General features: G+C 74.8%; 18 protein-coding genes. 8 read left to right on the top strand and 10 right to left on the bottom strand.

Annotation, left to right across the window (positions count from 1 at the left end):
- Nucleotides 1-14 precede the first annotated feature (14 nt).
- The 3 genes from ACRYRX_RS17975 to ACRYRX_RS17965 all read left to right on the top strand — a co-directional run bounded on the left by ACRYRX_RS17975 (nt 15) and on the right by ACRYRX_RS17965 (nt 2,534).
- Nucleotides 15-932, top strand: coding sequence for a glutamate ABC transporter substrate-binding protein (locus ACRYRX_RS17975; RefSeq protein ID WP_432514012.1), 918 nt, complete (start codon nt 15-17; stop codon nt 930-932).
- Between the two features lie 85 nt (nt 933-1,017).
- Nucleotides 1,018-1,692, top strand: a complete 675-nt coding sequence (locus tag ACRYRX_RS17970) for an amino acid ABC transporter permease (protein ID WP_432514010.1) — start codon at nt 1,018-1,020, stop codon at nt 1,690-1,692.
- A complete protein-coding gene (locus tag ACRYRX_RS17965; protein WP_432514009.1) occupies nt 1,689-2,534 on the top strand; it encodes an amino acid ABC transporter permease in 846 nt (281 codons plus the stop codon). The genes ACRYRX_RS17970 and ACRYRX_RS17965 overlap by 4 nt, the downstream gene beginning before the upstream one ends.
- A 12-nt stretch (nt 2,535-2,546) precedes the next feature.
- Here ACRYRX_RS17965 and ACRYRX_RS17960 read toward each other — a convergent pair whose 3' ends face one another.
- The 3 genes from ACRYRX_RS17960 to recA form a co-directional block, all read right to left on the bottom strand.
- The gene (locus ACRYRX_RS17960) at nt 2,547-2,840 is read right to left on the bottom strand and encodes a putative quinol monooxygenase (RefSeq protein WP_432514006.1); all 294 of its coding nucleotides are present in this window, start codon (nt 2,838-2,840) and stop codon (nt 2,547-2,549) included.
- A gap of 9 nt (nt 2,841-2,849) precedes the next feature.
- Nucleotides 2,850-3,284 (bottom strand): regulatory protein RecX, encoded by a 435-nt coding sequence (locus ACRYRX_RS17955; RefSeq protein ID WP_432514068.1) that lies wholly within the window; start codon nt 3,282-3,284, stop codon nt 2,850-2,852.
- Between the two features lie 83 nt (nt 3,285-3,367).
- Nucleotides 3,368-4,408, bottom strand: a complete 1,041-nt coding sequence (recA, locus tag ACRYRX_RS17950; RefSeq protein WP_432514004.1) for a recombinase RecA — start codon at nt 4,406-4,408, stop codon at nt 3,368-3,370.
- A gap of 205 nt (nt 4,409-4,613) precedes the next feature.
- On the opposite strand from recA, the gene ACRYRX_RS17945 reads away from it, so the two are divergent.
- Entirely contained in the window at nt 4,614-5,588 is a 975-nt protein-coding gene (locus ACRYRX_RS17945; protein WP_432514002.1) for an SMP-30/gluconolactonase/LRE family protein, read from the top strand.
- Complete coding sequence (locus tag ACRYRX_RS17940) at nt 5,585-6,127, top strand: DinB family protein (protein ID WP_432514000.1); 543 nt, start codon at nt 5,585-5,587, stop codon at nt 6,125-6,127. Before ACRYRX_RS17945 ends, ACRYRX_RS17940 begins: the two co-directional genes overlap by 4 nt.
- A gap of 1 nt (nt 6,128) precedes the next feature.
- On the opposite strand, the gene ACRYRX_RS17935 is transcribed toward ACRYRX_RS17940, so the two are convergent.
- The gene (locus ACRYRX_RS17935) at nt 6,129-6,356 is read right to left on the bottom strand and encodes a DUF3046 domain-containing protein (protein WP_432513998.1); all 228 of its coding nucleotides are present in this window, start codon (nt 6,354-6,356) and stop codon (nt 6,129-6,131) included.
- A 66-nt stretch (nt 6,357-6,422) separates the two neighbouring features.
- On the opposite strand from ACRYRX_RS17935, the gene ACRYRX_RS17930 reads away from it, so the two are divergent.
- Nucleotides 6,423-11,126, top strand: a complete 4,704-nt coding sequence (locus ACRYRX_RS17930; protein ID WP_432513996.1) for an ATP-dependent helicase — start codon at nt 6,423-6,425, stop codon at nt 11,124-11,126.
- Nucleotides 11,127-11,129: 3 nt separating this feature from the next.
- Nucleotides 11,130-12,017: a DNA-formamidopyrimidine glycosylase family protein gene (locus tag ACRYRX_RS17925; RefSeq protein WP_432513995.1), complete on the top strand. Its 888-nt coding sequence runs from the start codon at nt 11,130-11,132 to the stop codon at nt 12,015-12,017.
- A 1-nt stretch (nt 12,018) separates the two neighbouring features.
- On the opposite strand, the gene ACRYRX_RS17920 is transcribed toward ACRYRX_RS17925, so the two are convergent.
- The 6 genes from ACRYRX_RS17920 to ACRYRX_RS17895 all read right to left on the bottom strand — a co-directional run bounded on the left by ACRYRX_RS17920 (nt 12,019) and on the right by ACRYRX_RS17895 (nt 19,058).
- On the bottom strand, nt 12,019-12,531 hold the full coding sequence (locus ACRYRX_RS17920) for a helix-turn-helix domain-containing protein (RefSeq protein ID WP_432513993.1): 513 nt from the start codon (nt 12,529-12,531) through the stop codon (nt 12,019-12,021).
- A 151-nt stretch (nt 12,532-12,682) separates the two neighbouring features.
- Nucleotides 12,683-13,201: a CinA family protein gene (locus ACRYRX_RS17915; RefSeq protein ID WP_432513992.1), complete on the bottom strand. Its 519-nt coding sequence runs from the start codon at nt 13,199-13,201 to the stop codon at nt 12,683-12,685.
- A complete protein-coding gene (gene pgsA, locus ACRYRX_RS17910; protein WP_432513989.1) occupies nt 13,198-13,773 on the bottom strand; it encodes a CDP-diacylglycerol--glycerol-3-phosphate 3-phosphatidyltransferase in 576 nt (191 codons plus the stop codon). Before pgsA ends, ACRYRX_RS17915 begins: the two co-directional genes overlap by 4 nt.
- Complete coding sequence (rimO, locus tag ACRYRX_RS17905; protein WP_432513988.1) at nt 13,770-15,251, bottom strand: 30S ribosomal protein S12 methylthiotransferase RimO; 1,482 nt, start codon at nt 15,249-15,251, stop codon at nt 13,770-13,772. Before rimO ends, pgsA begins: the two co-directional genes overlap by 4 nt.
- Nucleotides 15,252-15,309: 58 nt before the next feature.
- Complete coding sequence (locus ACRYRX_RS17900) at nt 15,310-16,179, bottom strand: NYN domain-containing protein (protein WP_432513986.1); 870 nt, start codon at nt 16,177-16,179, stop codon at nt 15,310-15,312.
- Nucleotides 16,180-16,253: 74 nt separating this feature from the next.
- Nucleotides 16,254-19,058 (bottom strand): DNA translocase FtsK 4TM domain-containing protein, encoded by a 2,805-nt coding sequence (locus ACRYRX_RS17895; RefSeq protein ID WP_432513984.1) that lies wholly within the window; start codon nt 19,056-19,058, stop codon nt 16,254-16,256.
- Between the two features lie 140 nt (nt 19,059-19,198).
- Between ACRYRX_RS17895 and ACRYRX_RS17890 the strand changes: the two genes are divergently transcribed.
- Nucleotides 19,199-20,423: heparan-alpha-glucosaminide N-acetyltransferase domain-containing protein (locus ACRYRX_RS17890; RefSeq protein WP_432513982.1), on the top strand; the 1,225-nt coding region annotated here is incomplete at its 3' end.

Raw genomic sequence — 20,423 nt, 5'->3', positions numbered from 1 at the left:
GGAGACCAGACCCCGTGAAGAACGTCAGAAAGATCGTGCTGGCCGGTGCCGCCACGGCCGTCCTCGCCCTGACCGCGTGCGGTCAGGAGGGCTCGCCGGAGACCGGCGGCGGCGGCTCGACCTCCGGCGAGACGCCGGCCGCGGCACCCACCTACGCCGTGGCGACGGGCGTGACCCTGGAGGGCAGCCCGACCTTCGAGAAGATCACCTCGGCCGGCAAGGTCACGATCGGCGTGAAGGCCGACCAGCCGGGCATCGGTCAGAAGGACGCCGGGTCCGGGGAGTACGCCGGGTTCGACATCGAGATGGCCAAGCTGATGGCCGCCAAGCTCGGCCTGTCGCCGGACAAGATCGAGTTCGTCGAGACCGTCTCGGCCAACCGCGAGCCGTTCCTGCAGCAGGGCACGGTCGACATGGTCATCGCCTCGTACACGATCAACGACAAGCGCAAGGAGGTCGTCGACTTCGCCGGCCCCTACTACGTGGCCGGTCAGGACCTGCTGGTGCGGGCCGACGAGTCGGAGATCACCGGGCCGGACACCCTGGCGGGCAAGAAGGTCTGCTCGGTCGAGGGCTCGACGCCGGCGACGCGGATCCGCGACGAGTACCCCGACGCCGACCTGGTCACCTTCGACGCGTACTCCAAGTGCGTGGAGCAGCTGACCTCCAACGCGGTGGACGCCGTCACGACCGACGACGCGATCCTGCGCGGGTACGCCGCCCAGCAGCCCGACGCCCTGAAGGTCGTCGGCGCGCCGTTCAGCGAGGAGCCGTACGGCATCGGCCTGCCCAAGGGCGACACGGTGATGCGCAACGCGCTGAACGACGCGATCGAGACCGCCGTGACCGACGGCGACTGGAAGAAGGCCTACGACTACACCCTCGGCGGCAGCGGCACCGACCCCGAGCCCCCCACGGTCGACCGCTACTGAGGCACCGCGTCCGGGGTCCGCGACGGCGCGGGCCCCGGACGTCGCCGTTCCGGCTCCACCCACCAGGACACAGCAAGGAGCTGACGTGCAGGTCATCGTCGACAACCTCGACGTGTTCGGTCGCGGGGTCTGGGGGACGGTCACCCTCTTCTTCTGGGCGACCCTGGGCTCCCTGGTCCTCGGGACGATCCTCGCGGTGTTCCGCATCTCCCCCAGTGCCGCGCTGCGCGCGTTCGGCACCACCTACGTCAACGTCTTCCGGAACACCCCGCTGACGCTGATCATCGTCTTCTGCGTGCTGTGCCTGCCGACCCTGGGCATCACGTTCGGGGTCGGCACCGCGACGCAGTACCGGCTGTACGCGATCCTGGCGCTGGTGGCCTACACCTCGACGTTCGTGTGCGAGGCGGTCCGGTCCGGGATCAACACCGTCCCGGTGGGGCAGGCCGAGGCGGCCCGCGCGATCGGGCTGCCGTTCACCGGGGTGCTGCGGCTGGTGGTGCTGCCGCAGGCGTTCCGCGCGGTCGTGCCGCCGCTGGGCAGCGTCCTGAACGCGCTGCTGAAGAACACGTCGGTGGCCTCGGCGGCCAGCAACTTCGAACTCATCTCCGCGTTGCGCAACCTCGTCGAGCAGAACGGCAACGCCGTGATCTCCGTGCTGATCGGGATCACCGTGGCGTACATGCTGCTGGCCGGGGTGCTCTTCGCCGGTGTCGGCCTGCTGGAGCGGGCCCTTTCCCGCAACGGAGCCCGCGCATGAGCCAGGTCCTGTACGACGCCCCCGGCCCGCGCGCGCGGCGGCTCAACCACGTCCTGACCGTGGTGGGGATCGCCCTGTTCGCGGCGGTCGTCGCCGTGGTGGTGTGGCGGCTGGCCGGCGCGGGGCAGTTCACGCCGTCGAAGTGGAACCCCTTCGGGTACCAGGACATCCAGCGCGCGCTCGTGGGCGCCTGGTGGCGCACGATGACGGTGGCCCTGATGGCCATCGCGCTGTCGATCGTGCTGGGCGCGGTGCTGGCCAGCCTGCGGTTGTCGTCGGCGAAGGCGCTGCGCTGGGTCGCCTACGGGCTCATCCAGCTGTTCCGGGCCCCGCCGGTCCTGCTGCTGATGTTCTGGTTCTTCTACGGCGGCAACGGCAACATCCCGATCTACTGGTGCGGGGTGCTGGGTCTGACCATCTACAACGGCGCCTTCATCGCCGAGATCCTGCGCGCCGGGGTCGAGGCGCTGCCGAAGGGGCAGCGGGAGGCGGGCCTGGCGATCGGGCTGACCGAGGGCCAGGTGCTGTGGACGATCCAGCTGCCGCAAGCGGTCCGCTCGATGCTGCCGTCGCTGGTGTCACAGATCGTGGTGATCCTCAAGGACACGGCGCTGATCTACATCGTCGGGTTCACCGAGCTGCTGCGCTGGGGCACGCAGCTGGGGTCGCAGTACTTCAACCTGATCCCGGCGATGATCGTCATCGCCGTCGTGTACGTGGGGACGAACATGGTCCTCGCGGGGATCGCGAAGGTGGTTGAGCGCCGGATGCGCGGCAAGACGTCCGGCACCCCCACCATCGCGACCAACACCGCTCAGATGGGCGCCGCGGGCGCGGTCTGACCGGGGACGGGCTCAGATGTCGTCGCGGACCGTGTACAGCGTGAGCTTGCGGTCCGCGACGATGCCGCCCAGTCGCGACACGCCTTCCGGGGTGGCGCGGAACGCCCGGTAGGCGTTGTCGTTCTCGACCGACTCCCAGCGCTCGACGATCGAGACGTGGCGCTCGTCGGCGTTGTCGAAGAGCACCTCGCAGCCGAGGTTCCCCTCGAACGCGCGGGTCGCCTCGAGGGTCTCGGTGAGGATGGCCGGGGCCTGGGCGACGCCCTCGGCCGTGAGGGTCAGTTCCAGGATCGCGATGGTGGTCACGGGCGCAACCTACGCCTGCCCGTCGAGCTCTTCGCGCACGACCCGCAGGACGACGTCGGTGGGGAACCCGCGCCGGGCGAGCATCCCGAACAGCCGGCGTTCGCGGACCGCGCGCTCCAGGCCGACGGTGGAGCGCAGCTTGCGGCGCACGAGGTCCCGGGCGGCGTCGGTCTGGGTGTCGTGGTCGACGGTCTCCAGGGCCTCCTGGGCGGTCTCGTCGTCGACGCCCTTGCGCCGCAGCTCCTGGGCCAGCGCCCGCCGGCCGCGGCCGACGCTGCGCGACCGGACCCAGCCCTCGGCGAAGGCACGGTCGTCGACGAGGCCGACCTCCTCGAACCGGTCGAGCACCTCGACGGCGATGTCGGCCGGGACCTCCCGGGCGGCCATCTTCTCCGCCAGCTGCGCACGGGTCCGCGGCGCCATCGTCAGCTGCCGCAGGGCGATCGCCCGGGCGACCTCGCGCGGGTCCGCCTCCCGGTCCGGGTTCTCGTCCGGACCGGGAGGGACCTGCTCACGCCGGCGACGGCTCAGAAGTCGACCTTCTCGTCGGCCTCGGCCGGGGCGTCCATCCGGGCGCCGATGCCGAGCTTCTCCTTGATGCGCTTCTCGATCTCGTCGCCGAGGTCGGGGTTGTCGCGCAGGAAGGCGCGGGCGTTCTCCTTGCCCTGGCCGAGCTGGTCGCCCTCGTAGGTGTACCAGGCACCGGACTTGCGCACGAAGCCGTGCTCGACGCCGAGGTCGATGAGCCCACCCTCGCGGGAGATGCCCTGGCCGTAGATGATGTCGAACTCGGCCTGCTTGAACGGCGGCGAGACCTTGTTCTTGACGACCTTGACGCGGGTCCGGTTGCCGACGGGGTTCGTCCCGTCCTTCAGCGTCTCGATCCGGCGGACGTCCAGGCGCACGGAGGCGTAGAACTTCAGCGCCTTGCCGCCCGTCGTCGTCTCGGGGGAGCCGAACATGACGCCGATCTTCTCGCGCAGCTGGTTGATGAAGATCGCCGTGGTGCCGGAGTGGTTCAGCGCACCGGTGATCTTGCGCAGGGCCTGCGACATGAGGCGGGCCTGCAGGCCGACGTGGCTGTCCCCCATCTCGCCCTCGATCTCGGCCTTGGGCACCAGGGCCGCGACGGAGTCGATGACGATGATGTCGAGGGCGCCGGAGCGGATCAGCATGTCCGCGATCTCCAGCGCCTGCTCACCGGTGTCGGGCTGGGAGACCAGCAGCGCGTCGGTGTCGACGCCCAGCTTGGCCGCGTAGTCGGGGTCGAGGGCGTGCTCGGCGTCGATGAACGCCGCGATGCCGCCCTTGCGCTGGGCGTTCGCCACGGCGTGCAGGGCGACGGTCGTCTTCCCCGAGGACTCCGGGCCGTAGATCTCGACGACACGGCCGCGCGGCAGGCCGCCGATGCCGAGGGCGACGTCCAGGGCGATGGCCCCGGTGGGGATGACCTCGATGGGCGGGCGGACGTCGTCGCCCAGCCGCATGACCGAGCCCTTGCCGAAGTTCTTGTCGATCGCGGCGAGCGCGGCGTCGAGGGCCTTCTCGCGGTCCGCAGGAGCGGGCATGTCTCCACCTCGTGGTCTGGATCTGTTTGGATCGGACTGACTGGGGGAACGTTAGAGCCGACCTCCGACACGACCCCCGCGACGGCGCGGGCCTGTGGACGGATCGACCGTCCCAGCCCCCTGTGGACCCCTCGATGGTATCCGTACACCTGTTCGAACCCAAGCCGCCGGGGCCCGGTGTGTCGCGATCACTAGGGTGCTCGGTGTGACGCAGACGTCCCCCACGGTCCTCGACCCCCGCGGCGCCGGGCTGCTGCCCGCCGGCGCCGCCCTCGAACGCCTCGGCTCCGGCAGCACCTGGGCCGAGGGCCCGGTCTGGCTCCCGGGTGAGCGGGCCGTGATCTTCAGCGACATCCCCGGCGACCGCGTGCTGCGCTGGGAGGAGTCCTCCGGGGTCGACGGCGGCCTGACCGTGCACCGCGCGGGCGTGGAGTTCACCAACGGCCGCACCCTCGACCACCGGGGCCGGGTCGTCGCCTGCTCGCACGGGCGGCGCGCCGTCGAGCGCACCGAGCCCGACGGCAGCACGCACGTCCTGGTGGACCGCTTCGGCGACCGGCGCTTCAACTCCCCCAACGACGTCGTCGTCGCCTCCGACGGCGCGATCTGGTTCACCGACCCGCCGTACGGCATCACCGTGCCCGTCGAGGGGCACGAGGGGTACCGCGAGTACGGCGACAACTTCGTCTTCCGCCTCGACCCCGCCACCGGTGACCTGCGCGTGGTCGTCACCGACGTCGAGGAGCCCAACGGGCTGGCCTTCTCCCCCGACGAGTCGCTGCTCTACGTCGCCGACACCTCCGCGGCGGGCACCCCCGGCAACGGCACGCACCGGCTCATCCGGGTCTACGACGTCCTCACCGGCGTCCGCGGCGGCCGCGGGCCGCAGGCCCGCCCCAGCGGCCCCGTCGTCAAGAACGGCCGCGTCTTCGCCGAGGTCGACCGCGGCCTGGCGGACGGCTTCCGGGTCGACACGGCCGGCAACGTCTGGACGTCCAACGGGGACGCCGTGACCGTCTTCGCCCCCGACGGCACCGGGCTGCTCGAGGTCGTCGTCGGTGAGGTCGTCGCCAACGTCTGCTTCGGCGGCGAGCGCGGCACCGACCTGTTCGTGGCGGCCTCCACGAGCCTGTACCGCCTGCGGACGAGCGCCGTCGGCGCGGGGCTGTGGTGGCTGTGACCGGCTCCCGCCGCGAACCCGCGGGCTTCACGGTCCCCGCCGCCCCGCAGCGTCACGAGGCCCCGCACGTGGGCGACGAGCGCTCCACCCTGGAGGGCTTCCTGGAGTACCACCGGACGACGTTCGCGCGGAAGGTCGAGGGCCTGGGCACCGAGCAGCTGCGCCGGCGCTCGGTCGAGCCGTCGTCGATGTCGCTGCTGGGGCTGGTCCGCCACCTGGCCGACGTCGAGCGCGTGTGGTGGCAGGCCGGGGTCGCCGGTGAGGACGTCCGGGCGCGCTACTGGTCCGATGCCGACCCCGACGGCGAGTTCGACCGCGTCGAGGAGGCCGACCCCGTGCACGACCTGGCCGAGCTCGCCACCCAGCAGGACCTCGCCCGGGCGGTCCTGGCCGCGCACGACCTCGACGACACCTTCGAGCACCGGCAGGGCACGACGAGCGTGCGCTGGGTCCTGGCCCACCTCGTGGAGGAGTACGCCCGGCACAACGGCCACGCCGACCTGCTGCGGGAGCGGATCGACGGGGCCACCGGGGAGTAGGTCAGCGGCGCTTCGGCGGGCGCGGGTCCTTGCCGAGGCGGCGCGAGGCCGGCACGTCCATGGCGTCGCACAGCGCCAGCCAGATCGCCTTGGGCTCGACCCCGGCGTCCAGCGCCTGCCCGGCGGTCCGGTCGTCGAGGGCCAGCAGGTGCTGGTCGGCCACGAGCGAACGGCCGTAGGCGTCCCCGAACTCGTCGGTGACCAGGGTCCAGAACTCGCTGACGCGCACGGGGACAGGGTGCCACGACCACGGACCCGGGGGGCACGTGTCGGAGGCGGGTGGTCTCATGACGGGATGAGCCCGGATCCCGCCCCCGACCTGAGCGCGCAGGAGGTCCTGGGCCGGTTCTCCGAGGCCACGCGGGCCTGGTTCACCGGTGCCTTCGCCGCTCCCACCCCCGCCCAGGTCGGCGCCTGGGACGCCGTCAGCCGCGGGCAGCACGCCCTCGTCGTGGCCCCCACCGGGTCGGGCAAGACGCTGTCGGCGTTCCTGTGGGCGCTGGACGGGCTGGCCGGTGAACCGGTCCCCGAGGACAAGGACCACCGCTGCCGCGTCCTGTACGTCTCGCCCCTGAAGGCGCTGGCCGTGGACGTCGAGCGGAACCTCCGCTCGCCGCTGACCGGCATCCGGCAGGCCGCGCAGCGGCTCGGGCTGCCCGTGCCCGAGGTGCGCGTGGGCGTGCGCTCGGGGGACACCTCGACGGAGGAGCGGCGCGGGTTCACCCGCACCCCGCCGGACGTCCTCATCACCACCCCCGAGTCGTTGTTCCTGCTGCTGACGTCGAAGGCCCGCGAGCAGCTGCGCGGGGTGCGCACCGTGGTGCTCGACGAGGTGCACGCCATGGCCGGGTCCAAGCGCGGGGCGCACCTGGCGGTGTCGCTGGAGCGGCTGGACGCCCTCGTGACGGCGGCCGGCGGCGAACCCACCCAGCGCGTCGGGCTGTCGGCCACGGTCCGTCCCGTGCGGACGGTCGCGGAGTGGGTCTCCGGCGGCCGGCCCGTGACGGTCGTGCAGCCGCCCTCGACGAAGGAGTTCGACCTCAGGGTCGTGGTCCCCGTCGAGGACATGAGCGAGCTGGACAACTCCGGCCGCGGCGCCGAGGACCCCGACGACCTGACGGGCCAGGCGGCGGGCAACCCCCGCCGGGCGAGCATCTGGCCGCACGTCGAGGAGCGCATCGTCGACCTCGTCGCCGACCACCGCTCGACCCTGGTGTTCTCGAACTCGCGGCGGCTCTCGGAGCGGCTGACGGCGCGGCTGAACGAGATCTGGGACGAGCGCCTGAACCCCGAGGGCGAGGAGGACGCCCCGGCGCCGGTCCCCGCCGAGTTCATGGGGCAGGCCGGCGCCGCCGCGGGCAAGCCCCCCGTGCTGGCCCGCGCCCACCACGGCTCGGTGTCCAAGGAGCAGCGTTCCCTCATCGAGGAGGACCTCAAGGCCGGCCGGCTGCCCGCCGTCGTCGCGACCTCCAGCCTGGAGCTAGGGATCGACATGGGCGCCGTCGACCTCGTCGTGCAGGTCGAGTCCCCGCCGAGCGTGGCCAGCGGCCTGCAGCGCGTCGGCCGCGCCGGCCACCAGGTCGGCGCGGTCTCGCGCGGCGTGCTGTTCCCGAAGTTCCGCGGGGACCTGCTGCAGACCGCCGTCGTCGTCGAGCGCATGCGCGACGGCCGGATCGAGGAGCTGCGGATCCCGGCGAACCCGCTGGACGTCCTGGCCCAGCAGGTCGTCGCGATGGTGGCGATGGACGAGTGGACCGTCCCGGACCTGCTGGCGCTGGCCCAGCGCGCGGCGCCGTTCGCGACGCTGTCGCGGCCGATCCTGGACGCCGTCCTGGACATGCTCTCGGGCCGCTACCCCAGCGACGAGTTCGCCGAGCTGCGCCCGCGGCTGGTGTGGGACCGCGTCACCGACACCCTCACCGGGCGGCCCGGCGCGCAGCGGCTCGCCGTCACCAGCGGCGGGACGATCCCCGACCGCGGGCTGTTCGGCGTGTTCCTGGCCTCCGGCGAGGGCCCGGGACGGCGGGTCGGGGAGCTCGACGAGGAGATGGTCTACGAGTCGCGGGTGGGCGACGTCATCACGCTGGGGTCCTCGGCCTGGCGGGTCGAGGACATCACCCACGACCGGGTGCTGGTCACCCCCGCCCCCGGCCAGCCCGGGCGGCTGCCGTTCTGGCACGGCGAGGCGCTGGGCCGGCCGGCGGAGCTGGGCCGGGCCCTCGGCGAGTTCGTCCGCGAGCTCGGGTCCCTCGACGGGGGTTTCGGCGGCGACGCGGCACGCGAGCGGGTCCGGGCCGCGGGCCTGGACGACTGGGCCACGGGCAACCTGCTGACCTACCTGACCGAACAGCAGGCCGCGACGCGGCACGTCCCCGACGACCGGACGATCGTCGTCGAGCGGTTCCGCGACGAGCTCGGCGACTGGCGCGTCTGCATCCACTCCCCCTTCGGCGGGCAGGTCCACTCCCCGTGGGCGCTGGCGCTGGGTGCGCGCATGCGGGAACGGTTCGGCGTCGACGTGCAGGCCATGCCCGCCGACGACGGCATCGTCCTGCGGCTGCCCGACCTCGACCTGCCGGAGGGGCAGGCCCCCGACGTCGCCGACCTGGTGGCGCTGGAGGCCGACGAGGTCGCCGACCTCGTGACGGCTGAGATCGGCGGGTCGGCGCTGTTCGCGGCCCGGTTCCGCGAGTGCGCGGCGCGGGCGCTGCTGCTGCCCCGCCGTCAGCCCGGTCGCCGCCAGCCGCTGTGGCAGCAGCGTCAGCGCGCCGCCTCGCTGCTGCAGGTCGCCAGCCGGTTCGCGAGCTTCCCGATCGTGCTGGAGACGGTGCGCGAGTGCCTGTCCGACGTCTTCGACGTCACGGGCCTGGAACAGCTCATGCGGGACCTCGCCGCGCGCACGGTCCGGGTGGTCGAGGTCGAGTCGCAGCAGCCGTCGCCGTTCGCGCGCGGGCTGATGTTCGGCTACGTCGCGCAGTTCCTCTACGAGGGCGACTCCCCGCTGGCCGAGCGCCGGGCCGCCGCGCTCGCGCTCGACCCGAGCCTGCTGGCCGAGCTGCTCGGCCGCGGCGAGGGCGCCGCGCTGCGGGACCTGCTGGACCCCGAGGCGGTGCAGCGCACCGAGGACGAGCTGCAGCGCCTGGTCCCGGAGCGGAAGTCGACCGACGCCGAGGACGTCGCCGACCTGCTGCGCGTCCTGGGGCCCCTGACGACCGCGGAGGTCGCCGCCCGCAGCACCGCCGACCCGGCCCGCTGGCTGGCGGGCCTGGAGGAGGCGCGGCGGCTGATCCGGGTGCGCATCGCCGGTGAGGAGCACTGGGCCGTCATCGAGGACGCCGGGCGGTTGCGCGACGGCCTGGGCACCCCCCTGCCCGTCGGCATCCCGGAGGCGTTCACCGAGCCGGTCGCCGACCCGCTGGCGGAGCTGTTCGGCCGGTTCGCCCGGACCCGGGGGCCGTTCACGGTGACCGAGGCGGCCGCCCGGTTCGGGGTGGGGCGTGCCGTCGCGCACGAGGCGCTGCGCCGGCTGCAGGCCGTCGGCCGGCTGGTGGAGGGCGAGCTGCGGCCCGGCGGGACGGGTCTGGAGCTGTGCGACGCCGACGTGCTGCGGATCCTGCGGCGACGGTCGCTGGCGGCGCTGCGCGCCGACGTCGAACCGGTCCCCCCGCGCGACCTGGCCCGCTTCCTGCCCGCCTGGCAGGGGGTCAGCACCGGCCTGCGGCAGCGGCTGCGCGGCGTCGACGGGGTCCTGCGGGCCGTGGAGCAGCTCGCCGGGGCCGTCGTGCCCGCCAGCGCCCTGGAACCGCTGGTGCTGGCCGCCCGCGTCGAGGGGTACACCCCGTCGATGCTCGACGAGCTCACCGCGGCCGGAGAGGTCGTGTGGTCCGGGCACGGGGCCCTGCCCGGCGACGACGGTTGGGTGTCGCTGCACCCGGCCGACCTGGCGCCGCTGACGCTGCCGGACCCGGCGGAGTCGGAGGTGGAGGTCGACACCGAGCTGCACCGGGCGGTGCTGGACGCGCTCGGCGGGGGCGGGGCGTACTTCTTCCGCGCGCTGTCCGACGCGGTGGGGTCGACCGACGACACGGGCCTGGCGACGGTGCTGTGGGACCTGGTGTGGGCCGGGCGGCTGACGAACGACACCCTCGCGCCGCTGCGCAACCGCCTCGGCGGGCGGGGGGCGCACAAGCCGCGGGCCTCCGCACCGCGCAGCCGGTACGCGCGCCCGGCGCGGAGCCGCGGGGTGCGCCGGGTGGAGCTGCCCTCCCGCAGCGGCCCGCCGTCGGCCGCGGGTCGCTGGTCGCTGCTGCCGGAGGTCGAGACCGACGCGACGGTGCGCGCGCACGCGAGCGCCGAGGTGCTGCTGGACCGGCACGGGGTGCTGACCCGCGGGGCGGTCGGCAGCGAGCGGGTCCCGGGCGGTTTCGCCGCGGTCTACAAGGTGCTGTCGGCGTTCGAGGAGGCCGGCCGGGCCCGGCGGGGGTACTTCGTCGAGGGTCTGGGTGCCTCGCAGTTCGCGACGACGGGGGCGGTGGACCGCCTGCGGGACAGCGCGCGGCCCGTGGGCGGGGCGAGCCCGTCGCAGCGGCGCGGCCAGGACCGCGACAGCGGGCCGGGGGCGCTGGTGCTGGCGGCGACCGACCCGGCGAACCCGTACGGGGCGGCGCTGCCGTGGCCGGAGCGGCCCGCGGCGACCGAGGGGGCGACGGGGCACCGCCCGGGCCGCAAGGCGGGCGCGCTGGTGGTCGTCGTCGACGGCGACCTGGTGCTCTACGTCGAGCGCGGGGGCCGGTCGGTGCTGTCCTGGACGGCGGAGGAGACGGTCCTGCAGGCCGCGGCGGACGTGCTCGCCCTGGCCGTCCGCGAGGGCGTCCTGGGCCGGCTGACGGTCGAGAAGGCCGACGGCAGCGGGGTGCTGGTGGCGGACTCGCCGCTGGGGAGGGCGCTGGAGGCCGCCGGTTTCCACGCCACCCCGCGGGGCCTGCGGATCCGGAGCTGAGCGGTGCCCGAGGGTGACGTCGTCTGGCGCACGGCCCGGCGGCTGGACCGGGCGCTGACCGGGCGCACGCTCCTGTCCAGCGAGCTGCGCTGGCCGAGCCTGGCCACCGTCGACCTGTCGGGCCGGGCGGTGCTGGGGACGGTCAGCGCCGGCAAGCACCTGCTGACGCGGGTCGCGGCCGGGGGTGAGGACCCGCCGCTGACCCTGCACAGCCACCTGCGGATGGAGGGGTCCTGGTACGTCGAGCGCACCGGCGACCCGCGGGGGCGGCGCTCGGCGTCGGGGACGCGCGCGGTGCTGGCGACGCCGGAGTGGACCGCGGTCGGTCACAAGCTGGGGATGCTGGACCTCGTCCCCACCGACGGCGAGCACGAGCTCGTCGGGCACCTCGGCCCGGACCTGCTCGGCCCGGGCTGGGACCCCGTCGAGGCGGTGCGCCGGCTCACCGAGGACCCGGACCGCGAGCTGGGGGCGGCGCTGCTGGACCAGCGGGTCCTGGCGGGGGTGGGGACCTTCTACATGGCCGAGGCGTGCTTCCTGGCCCGCCTGACCCCGTGGGCACCGGTCGCGCGCGTGGCGGACCCGGCGGCGTTCGTGGCGCTCGTCCACCGGCTGCTGGACCTCAACAAGGACCGGGCGGACCAGGTGACGACGGGTGACCTGCGGCGGGGGCGGCAGAACTTCGCCCACGCGCGCTCGGGGCTGCCGTGCCTGCGGTGCGCCGGGACGGTCCGCGTCGCGATGATCGGGCGGCCGCCGCAGGACCGGACGGCGTTCTACTGCCCGGGGTGCCAGCGCGGGCCGGCCCCGACGGACGACGGCCGCCCGCAGCGCCCGCTGGGCAGCTCCGGACGGCCGGGTGCGGGCAGGTCCTACCGGACCCGCCGCTGAGTCAGGCGGCCGAGACGAGGCGGCGCCGGACGATGAGCTCGAGCTCGTCGGGCAGGCCCTCGAGCTCGACCGCGAACTCGCGGCTGGGCACCTCGGCGAGGGCGGAGTCGATGGCGTGGTCGACGACGGAGTCGACGGCCTGCTCGACGAGGGTGTCGAGGTCGGTGTCGAGGTCGGTCGTCGCCGCGGGCGCGGGGGTGCCGGCCACCGGGCGCTGGGGCTCGGGAGCCGGGGTCGGCACGATGCCCTCGGCGGCGTACCGGCGGTGGGTCGCGGGGCCCTCCTCGACGGCGATGCGGCGGGTCACCTCGCCGAGGACCTGCGAGAGCGGGACGTCGAGCGCGGTGCAGATGGAGGCGAGCAGCTCGCTGGAGGCTTCCTTCTGGCCGCGTTCGACCTCGCTGAGGTAGCCGAGGGAGACGCGTGCGGTGGAGGACACCTCACGCAGGGTCCGCTGCTGGCCGCGCCGTTCATCGCGCAGCACGTCACCGATCGTCCGGCGGAGCACGACCATGCGGCGGCCTCCCTCAGGGAGTCGAGGTGGCAGTCCGCGCAGGACCGGACGGGTGTCCGAGACGACTCGGTGGCTGCCAGTAGTGGAACCACTACCGTACCCCGGCCGGGGCGCGGAGGTGGTGGTGGGAGCAGAGTTGCGCACGTCAGGCTCAACTCCCGGGAGCGCCGTCCTGTTCCTCGACCCGCTCGGGGCGGTCGGCCACCGTCGCGGCGACGGCGGCCAGGGCCGCGGCGACGGTCTCCCGCCGGATGCGCGCGCGGTCCCCGGTCAGAGCCAGCCGCACGTGCCGGGCGCCGCCGGACAGCCACGGCGCGGCCACGCCCAGGAACACCGTCCCGGCCGCGAACCCGTCGGCCGGGCCGGGGCCGGCCACACCCGTCGTGGCGACGCCGAGGTCGGCCCCCAGCCGCGCGCAGGCGCCCCGGGCCATCTCCTCGGCCACGAACCCGTCCACCGGGCCGGTGCGGGCCAGCGCCTCGTCGGGCACCCCCAGCAGCGCGGTCTTGAGCTCGGTGGCGTAGGCGACGACGCCGCCGCGGACGACCGCGGAGGCCCCCGGCACGTCCACGAGGGTCGCGCACAGCAGCCCGCCCGTGAGGGACTCGGCGGTGGCGACCCGCACCCGCGCGGCGACCAGCGCGGCCACGACGTCCGCCGCGGAGGTCACGGACGCAGCAGCTTCGCCCCGGCCACCACGTACGCCCAGGCGCTCCAGAGGGTCAGGACGACGGCCACGCCCATCACGGCCAGGCACACCGGGTCCAGCGCCGCCGGCAGCGGCAGCACGAACAGCCCCACGGCGACGGTCTGGACGACGGTCTTGATCTTGCCGCCCTTGGCCGCCGGGATGACCCCGCGGCGGATGACGATGAACCGCAGCAGGGTGACGAGCAGCTCCCGGGCCAGGATGACGATCGTCATCCACCACCACAGCCGGCCCTGCAGGGACAGCACGACCAGCCCGGCCCCGATGAGGGCCTTGTCGGCGATGGGGTCGGCGATCTTGCCGAAGTCGCTCACGACCTCCCAGCGGCGGGCCAGGTGCCCGTCGTAGCGGTCGGTGATGCTGGCGGCCACGAAGACGGCCGAGGCGGCCAGCCGCCACCGCCAGTCCGTCCCGCCGTCCACGGCCAGGAACCACACGAACAGCGGGACGAAGACCAGCCGCAGGACGGTCAGGGCGTTGGGCACGTGCCCGCGGTGCACCCCCAGCCGCTCGGATCCCGTCCTGGTGCTCATGCCCCGACCGTAGCCCTCACCGGTTCGGCGAGCAGGTCGGCCCCGGCGACACCGGTGACCCGGGCGCGGACGACGTCACCGACGGCGACCGCGAAGCCCGGCGGCAGGTCCAGCTCGGTCTCGCCGTCGACGTCGGGACCCTGGTGGGCGGCGCGGCCGACGACGTGCGGGTCGCCGTCCTCGTCGACGACCGACTCCACGAGCACCTCGACGACCTCGCCGAGGCGCTCCTCGGCGCGCTGGGCGACGAGCTCCTCCACGAGCCGGCTCACCCGGTCCAGGCGGGCCGCGACGACCTCCTCGGGGTGCTTGCCGTCGAGCGTCTCGGCCTCGGTGCCGTCCTCGTCGGAGTAGCCGAACACCCCGACGACGTCGAGGCGGGCCCGCTCGAGGAAGGAGCACAGCTCGTCGAGGTCGGCCTCGGTCTCGCCGGGGAACCCGACGATGACGTTGGACCGGATGCCCGCGGTGGGGAAGCGCTCGCGCACCTGATCCAGCAGCGCCAGGAACGCCTCGGTGCTGCCGAAGCGGCGCATGCGGCGCAGCACGTTCGGCGCGGAGTGCTGGAAGGAGAGGTCGAAGTAGGGCACGACGCCGGGGGTGCCGGTGAGCGCGTCGAGCAGCCCGGGACGGACCTCGGCCGGCTGCAGGTACGACACCCGGACGCGCTCGATGCCCTCGACGGCCGCGACGCGCGGCAGCAGCGCCTCCAGGGCGCGCAGGTCCCCGAGGTCCTTGCCGTAGGAGGTGGTGTTCTCCGAGACGAGGAACACCTCCTTGACGCCCTGCTCGGCCAGCCAGTGCGTCTCGGCGAGCACCTCGTCGGCGGGCCGGGAGACGAAGGACCCGCGGAAGGCGGGGATGGCGCAGAAGGTGCAGCGGCGGTCGCAGCCGGCGGCGATCTTCACCGGCGCCCACGGGCCCGAGCCCAGGCGACGGCGCACCACGCGCGGGCCGCTGGCCGGGGCCACGCCCTCGGGCAGGTCCGGCTCGGCCGAGGCGGCGGCCCGGGCGGCGGCGGCGCGGGCGGCCTGCCGGTCCACGGGGGCCAGCGGCAGCAGCGAGCGCCGGTCGCGCGGCACGTGGGACTGCGGCTTCTCCCCGTGCAGGATCGCCTCGAGGTGGGAGGACAGGTCGCCGTAGGAGTCGAAGCCGAGGATCGCGTCGGCCTCGGGCAGGGACTCGGCGAGGTCCTTGCCGTAGCGCTCGGCCATGCACCCCACGGCCACGACCGCCTTCGTGCGGCCGGCCTCCTTGAGGTCCGCGGCGGCCAGCACGGTGTCGATGGAGTCCTTCTTGGCCTGCTCCACGAACCCGCAGGTGTTGACGACGGCCACGTCGGCCCCGTCGGCGTCGTCGACGAGGGTCCAGCCGGCGTCGGCGAGCCGTCCGGCGAGTTCTTCGGAGTCGACGTCGTTGCGGGCGCAGCCGAGCGTCACGAGCGCGACGGACCGCTGCTGTCCGGGGAGGGGAGGCACGCCTCCAGGGTACGGCCCCACCGGCGGGCGACGGGCCCGCCGGCCGGGTGGGCCGGGCTCAGGCGCTGCGGGCCCGCTGGGGGTGGGCGACCGGGACGCGGCCGACCTCGCCGACCTCGGGGGCCGCCGGGCGCGGGGCGTCCTCGGTGCCGGGTGCGGCCTCGGAGGTGTTGCGCGCCAGCCCTTCCGGCGCGGCGGCGGGCGCGTCGGACGGGGGCGCCGGGCTCTCCGGCGGCGCGGGTTCCTCCAGCAGCGCGCGCATGGGCCGGGTGGGGCGGAACCAGCCGCCGTCGGGGGGCAGCGCCGTCAGCCGGGTGCGCCCGAGGGAGACCTGGAAGGCGCCGGGGACGTCCTCGAGGTCGACGAACTCCAGGAGCGGGGACTCCTGGGCGTACCCGGCGACCTCGGCGAAGGAGAGCACGACCACGCGCACCCCGGCGCGGTGCAGCTCCTCCAGCGGGGTCAGGAAGTTGCGGCCGTCGCCGCTGGCGACGACGACCCGGCGCAGCCGGTGCGAGGCCCGCCGGGAGGCGATGTGCTGGAGCATCGCGTCGTCGACGTCGTCCTCGGGGTGGACCTTGGGGCGGGCGAACACCGCGTACCCGAAGCTGCGCAGCGCCTCGATCCAGCCCCGCAGGGACACCGCGCTCGTGGGGTGGACGTTGGTGAACACGCAGCCCTCGACCTCGTGGTCACCGGCCTCGGACAGGAACCAGCGGGCGATGGCGTCGAAGCGCGGGCGGTCGGAGGACGCGGGCCGGGAGCCGAGGATCGAGGACAGCGTCATGTCGATGTTCGGCGCGTCCCAGACCAGCAGGTCCAGGTCGCGCCGCTCGGCCTCCCGGCGCTCACCGGGCCGGTCAGCGGGCCGCTCGGAGGACCGTTCGCTGGACGGCCGGACCGGCTCGTGGGGTCGGGGCGCGTCCATGACTCAAAGTTACACGGAGAGTCACCGGAATGCGACAGACTGCTCGCTCTCCGTGACGTGTCGCGGACGGCGCCTCACCGCCGGTCGAGCAGCTCCCAGGCGTCCTCGCCGCCCTCGACCTCCACGACCTCCGGCTCCCCCACCGGGTCCTGCGCCACCGGCGGCTCCTCACCGCGCATCAGCGCCAGCGCGCCCGGCAGGTCCTCGGGCCGCACCAGCACGTCACGGGCCTTGGAGCCCTCGCTCGGCCCCACGACCCCCCGCGACTCCAGCAGGTCCATCAACCGGCCCGCCTTGGCGAACCCGACCCGCAGCTTGCGCTGCAGCATCGACGTCGACCCGAACTGCGTCGTCACCACCAGCTCGGCGGCCTGCAGCAGGACGTCGAGGTCGTCGCCGATCTCCTCGTCCACCTGCTTCTTCTGCGCCGTCACCACCACGTCGTCGCGGTACACCGGCTGCAGCTGCGACTTCACGTGCGAGACGACGGCCTCGATCTCGCTCTCGGTGACCCAGGCGCCCTGCACCCGCATCGGCTTGGACGACCCCATCGGCAGGAACAGCGCGTCGCCCTGCCCGACCAGCTTCTCCGCGCCCGGCTGGTCCAGCACGACGCGGGAGTCGGCCAGCGAGCTCGTCGCGAACGCCAGCCGCGACGGCACGTTCGCCTTGATCAGACCGGTCACGACGTCCACCGACGGCCGCTGCGTCGCCAGCACCAGGTGGATCCCCGCCGCGCGCGCCAGCTGCGTGATGCGCTGGATCGAGGCCTCCACGTCGCGCGGGGCGACCATCATGAGGTCGGCCAGCTCGTCGACGATCACCAGCAGGTACGGGTAGGGCTGCAGCACCCGCTGCGACCCCTCCGGCACCTGCACCTTGCCGGCCTTGACGGCCTTGTTGAAGTCGTCGACGTGCTTGAAGCCGAACTCGGCCAGGTCGTTGTAGCGCTGGTCCATCTCGCGCACGACCCACTCCAGGGCCTCGGCGGCCTTCTTGGGGTTCGTGATGATCGGCGTGATGAGGTGCGGGATGCCCTCGTAGATCGTCAGCTCGACGCGCTTGGGGTCGACGAGCACCATCCGGACCTCGTCCGGGGTGGCCCGCATGAGGATCGAGGTGATCATCGAGTTCACGAAGCTCGACTTGCCGGCGCCGGTCGCCCCCGCGACGAGCAGGTGCGGCATCTTGGCGAGGTTGGCGACGACGAAACCGCCCTCGACGTCCTTGCCGACGCCCATGACCATCGGGTGCTCGGTCGACGTCGCCACCTTCGAGCGCAGCACGTCACCCAGGGAGACGGTCTCGCGGTCGGAGTTGGGGATCTCGATGCCGATGGCGGACTTGCCCGGGATCGGCGACAGGATGCGGACGTCCGCGCTGGCCACCGCGTACGCGATGTTCTTCGACAGCTGCGTGACCCGTTCGACCTTCGTGCCCGGCCCGAGCTCCACCTCGTAGCGGGTGACCGTCGGGCCGCGGGAGAAGCCCGTCACCCGGGCGTCGATGTCGAACTGGTCCAGCACCCCCGACAGGGCCTCGACGACCCGGTCGTTGGCGGCGCTGCGCTCCTTCGGCGGCGTCCCCGGCGTCAGCGCGGCCGCCTCCGGCAGCGTGTACGTCACGTCCGGGGCCAGGGTCAGCTGCTCGATGCGCGGCGGCAGCGGCGTCGAGGGCGGCGCGACCAGGTCCTTCGGCGGGGTCGAGGGCACCGACGCGCCGTCCACGCGCGGTCGCTCCTCCAGGGCCTCGCGCACCGACGGCACGTCCGAGGCGACCGGCCGGCGCTGGCCCGGGCGCGGCCGCGGGCCGCTGTCCGCGTCGGCCTCCGGGGTGCTCCCGGAGACGGCGGCGTCGGTGATCGCGGCCTGCTCGAAGGCCTCGTCCCCGACCCGCTCGGCGACCGCCGCGTCGTCCTTCTTCCGGCGGCGGCGGGGCTCGGCAGCGGCCTCGGGGGCCGCCTCGACGGCGCGCGCCGCCCGCTGCCGGGCCAGCGCCGACGCCGGCAGGTCCCGCCGGCCGGTCCGCTCACCGGGCTCCTCGCGGTGCGGGTGGTGGGTCAGGCGCTCGTACGCCTCGCGCAGGCGGGAGGGGATGGCGTGCACCGGGGTGGCCGTGAGCACCAGGACGCCGAAGAAGCCCAGCAGCACCAGGATCGGCGTCGTGACCCACGGCGTCAGCGCCGTGGTGAGCGGACCGGCCACCAGGAAGCCCAGCATCCCGCCGGAGTCGGTGACCACGCTCGCGCCCTGCGGCCCCGTCGGCGCGGGCGACCCGGTGGCCAGGTGCACGAGCCCGGCGGCCGACAGCGTCAGCGCCAGGGAGCCGACGACGGCGCGCGTGGTGGTCTGGGTGTGGTCGGGGTGGCGCAGCAGGTGCACCGACAACCCGACGAGCACGACGGGCAGGGCCAGCGCCACCTCACCCAGCGTGCCCGCGGCGACGGTGTGGATGACCTGCCCGGCGCGGCCGGGCAGCCCCCACCACTCGCGGGCGGCGACGACGATGGCGAGCGCGAGCAGCGCGAACCCGGCACCGTCCCGCCGCAGCTCGGGGTCCAGGTCGCGCGCGCCGGTCCCGATGCGCCGCGCGGCGCCCCCCACCAGGTGCGCGCACCCCATCCAGACGGCCGTGACCGCCCGCACCGGCCAGGACGGGCCGGTGGGCACTGGCGCCGGGCGGCGGGCCGGGGTGCGGTTCGCGGCGGGCCGGGCCCCGGACCGGGCGGGCGCCTTGGCCGGGGTCCTGGCCGGGGCCTTGGCCGGGCTCTTGGCCCGGGACCCGTTCGCGTTCGCCTTCGTGCCACCCCGAGAACCGGTCGCCACCTTGGTGGACCCTCCCCTGCCGCTGGTCGTCCGCGTGTTCGTCCGGGTGGCCATGCGGTCACCGTACCCGGGCGCGACTGCTCCGACCGGGCGAGCACCCAGCCGGGTCCCAGGGTCTCCCGGGCGGCGGCGGGAGCATCGCCGACACGCCGACAGCAGGCCCGGGCAGGCACCGTGCCCGGCAGACTGGGCCGGTGATCCGCCTCCCCGACCGCGCCCCGGCCCGCGGCCCCGCCCCCGGGCGCGTCACCGGCGTCGACCTGGCCCGCGCCGTGGCGGTCGTCGGGATGATGACGATCCACGTCCTGCCGGGTGAGGACGCCCCCGGGGCCGGCGGTGTGCTCTACGCCCTCGCCCACGGCCGCGCGTCGGGGCTGTTCGCCGTGCTGGCCGGGGTCTCCCTCGGTCTGGCCACCCGTCGGTCCGCGGACCCGGCGCAGCGGCGCGGCGCCCGCGCGGGCGTCGTCGTCCGCGGCCTGCTCGTCGCGCTCGTCGGCCTGCTGCTCGTCGACGCCGGCAGCCGCGTCGCGATCATCCTCCCCTACTACGGGGTGGCGTTCGTGGTCGTCCTGCCGTTCCTGTGGTGGCCGGCGCGCCGGCTGGCCGTCCTCGCGGTCGGCTGGCTGGTCCTGGCCCCGCTCGTCTCCTTCGCCGTGCGCGCCGCCGGAGGCCTGCAGCCGCGGTTCGAGCAGCCGACGCTGGACTGGCTGGCCCGCCCAGGCGACCTGCTCGAGGCGCTCACCCTCACCGGGTACTACCCCGTGATCGGCTGGGCCGGGTACCTGCTGCTCGGTCTGGCGGTCTCCCGGGCCGACCTGCGGTCGCCGCGCGCCGCGCTGGGGGTGCTCGGCGCGGGCGCCGTGACGGCGGCCGGGGCGTGGGCCGGCAGCGCCCTGCTGCTGGGTGCGGGTGGCCGGGCCGCGCTCGAGGGGGTCGCGGGGCCCTCCGCGGCCGACCTCCTGCGGTTCTACGGCACCGTGCCCACCGACAGCCGCTGGTGGCTGGCGGTCGTCGCCCCGCACTCCGGGACGCCCTTCGACCTCCTGCACACCGGCGGGACGGCGCTCGCGGTCCTGGGGGCGGCGTGCCTGCTGCCGGCCGCGGTGACCCGGTTCCTCTTCCCGGTGGCGGCGGTGGGCGCGATGCCGCTGACGGTCTACACCGCCCACGTGCTCGCGCTCGCCGGCACCGACGACCAGTCCACGAGCCTGCTCGCCGCGCACGTGGCCGGGGCCCTGGTGTTCGCCACGCTCTGGCGGCTCGTGGTCGGGCGGGGACCGCTGGAGCTCCTCGTGGGACGGGGGGGGGGGGGGGGGGGGGGGGGGGGGGGGGGGGGGGGGGGGGGGGGGGGGGGGGGGGGCGGGGGGGGGGGTGGGCGCGGGGCGCCCCGCCCCCCCGCCCCCCGCGCGCGCCCGCGGC

The organism is Kineococcus lubricus (genome assembly GCF_050871965.1).
Taxonomy (GTDB): Bacteria; Actinomycetota; Actinomycetes; order Actinomycetales; family Kineococcaceae; genus Kineococcus.
The sequence above is the reverse complement of the archived record's forward strand: the minus strand, read 5'-3'. Positions and strand labels throughout refer to the sequence as shown.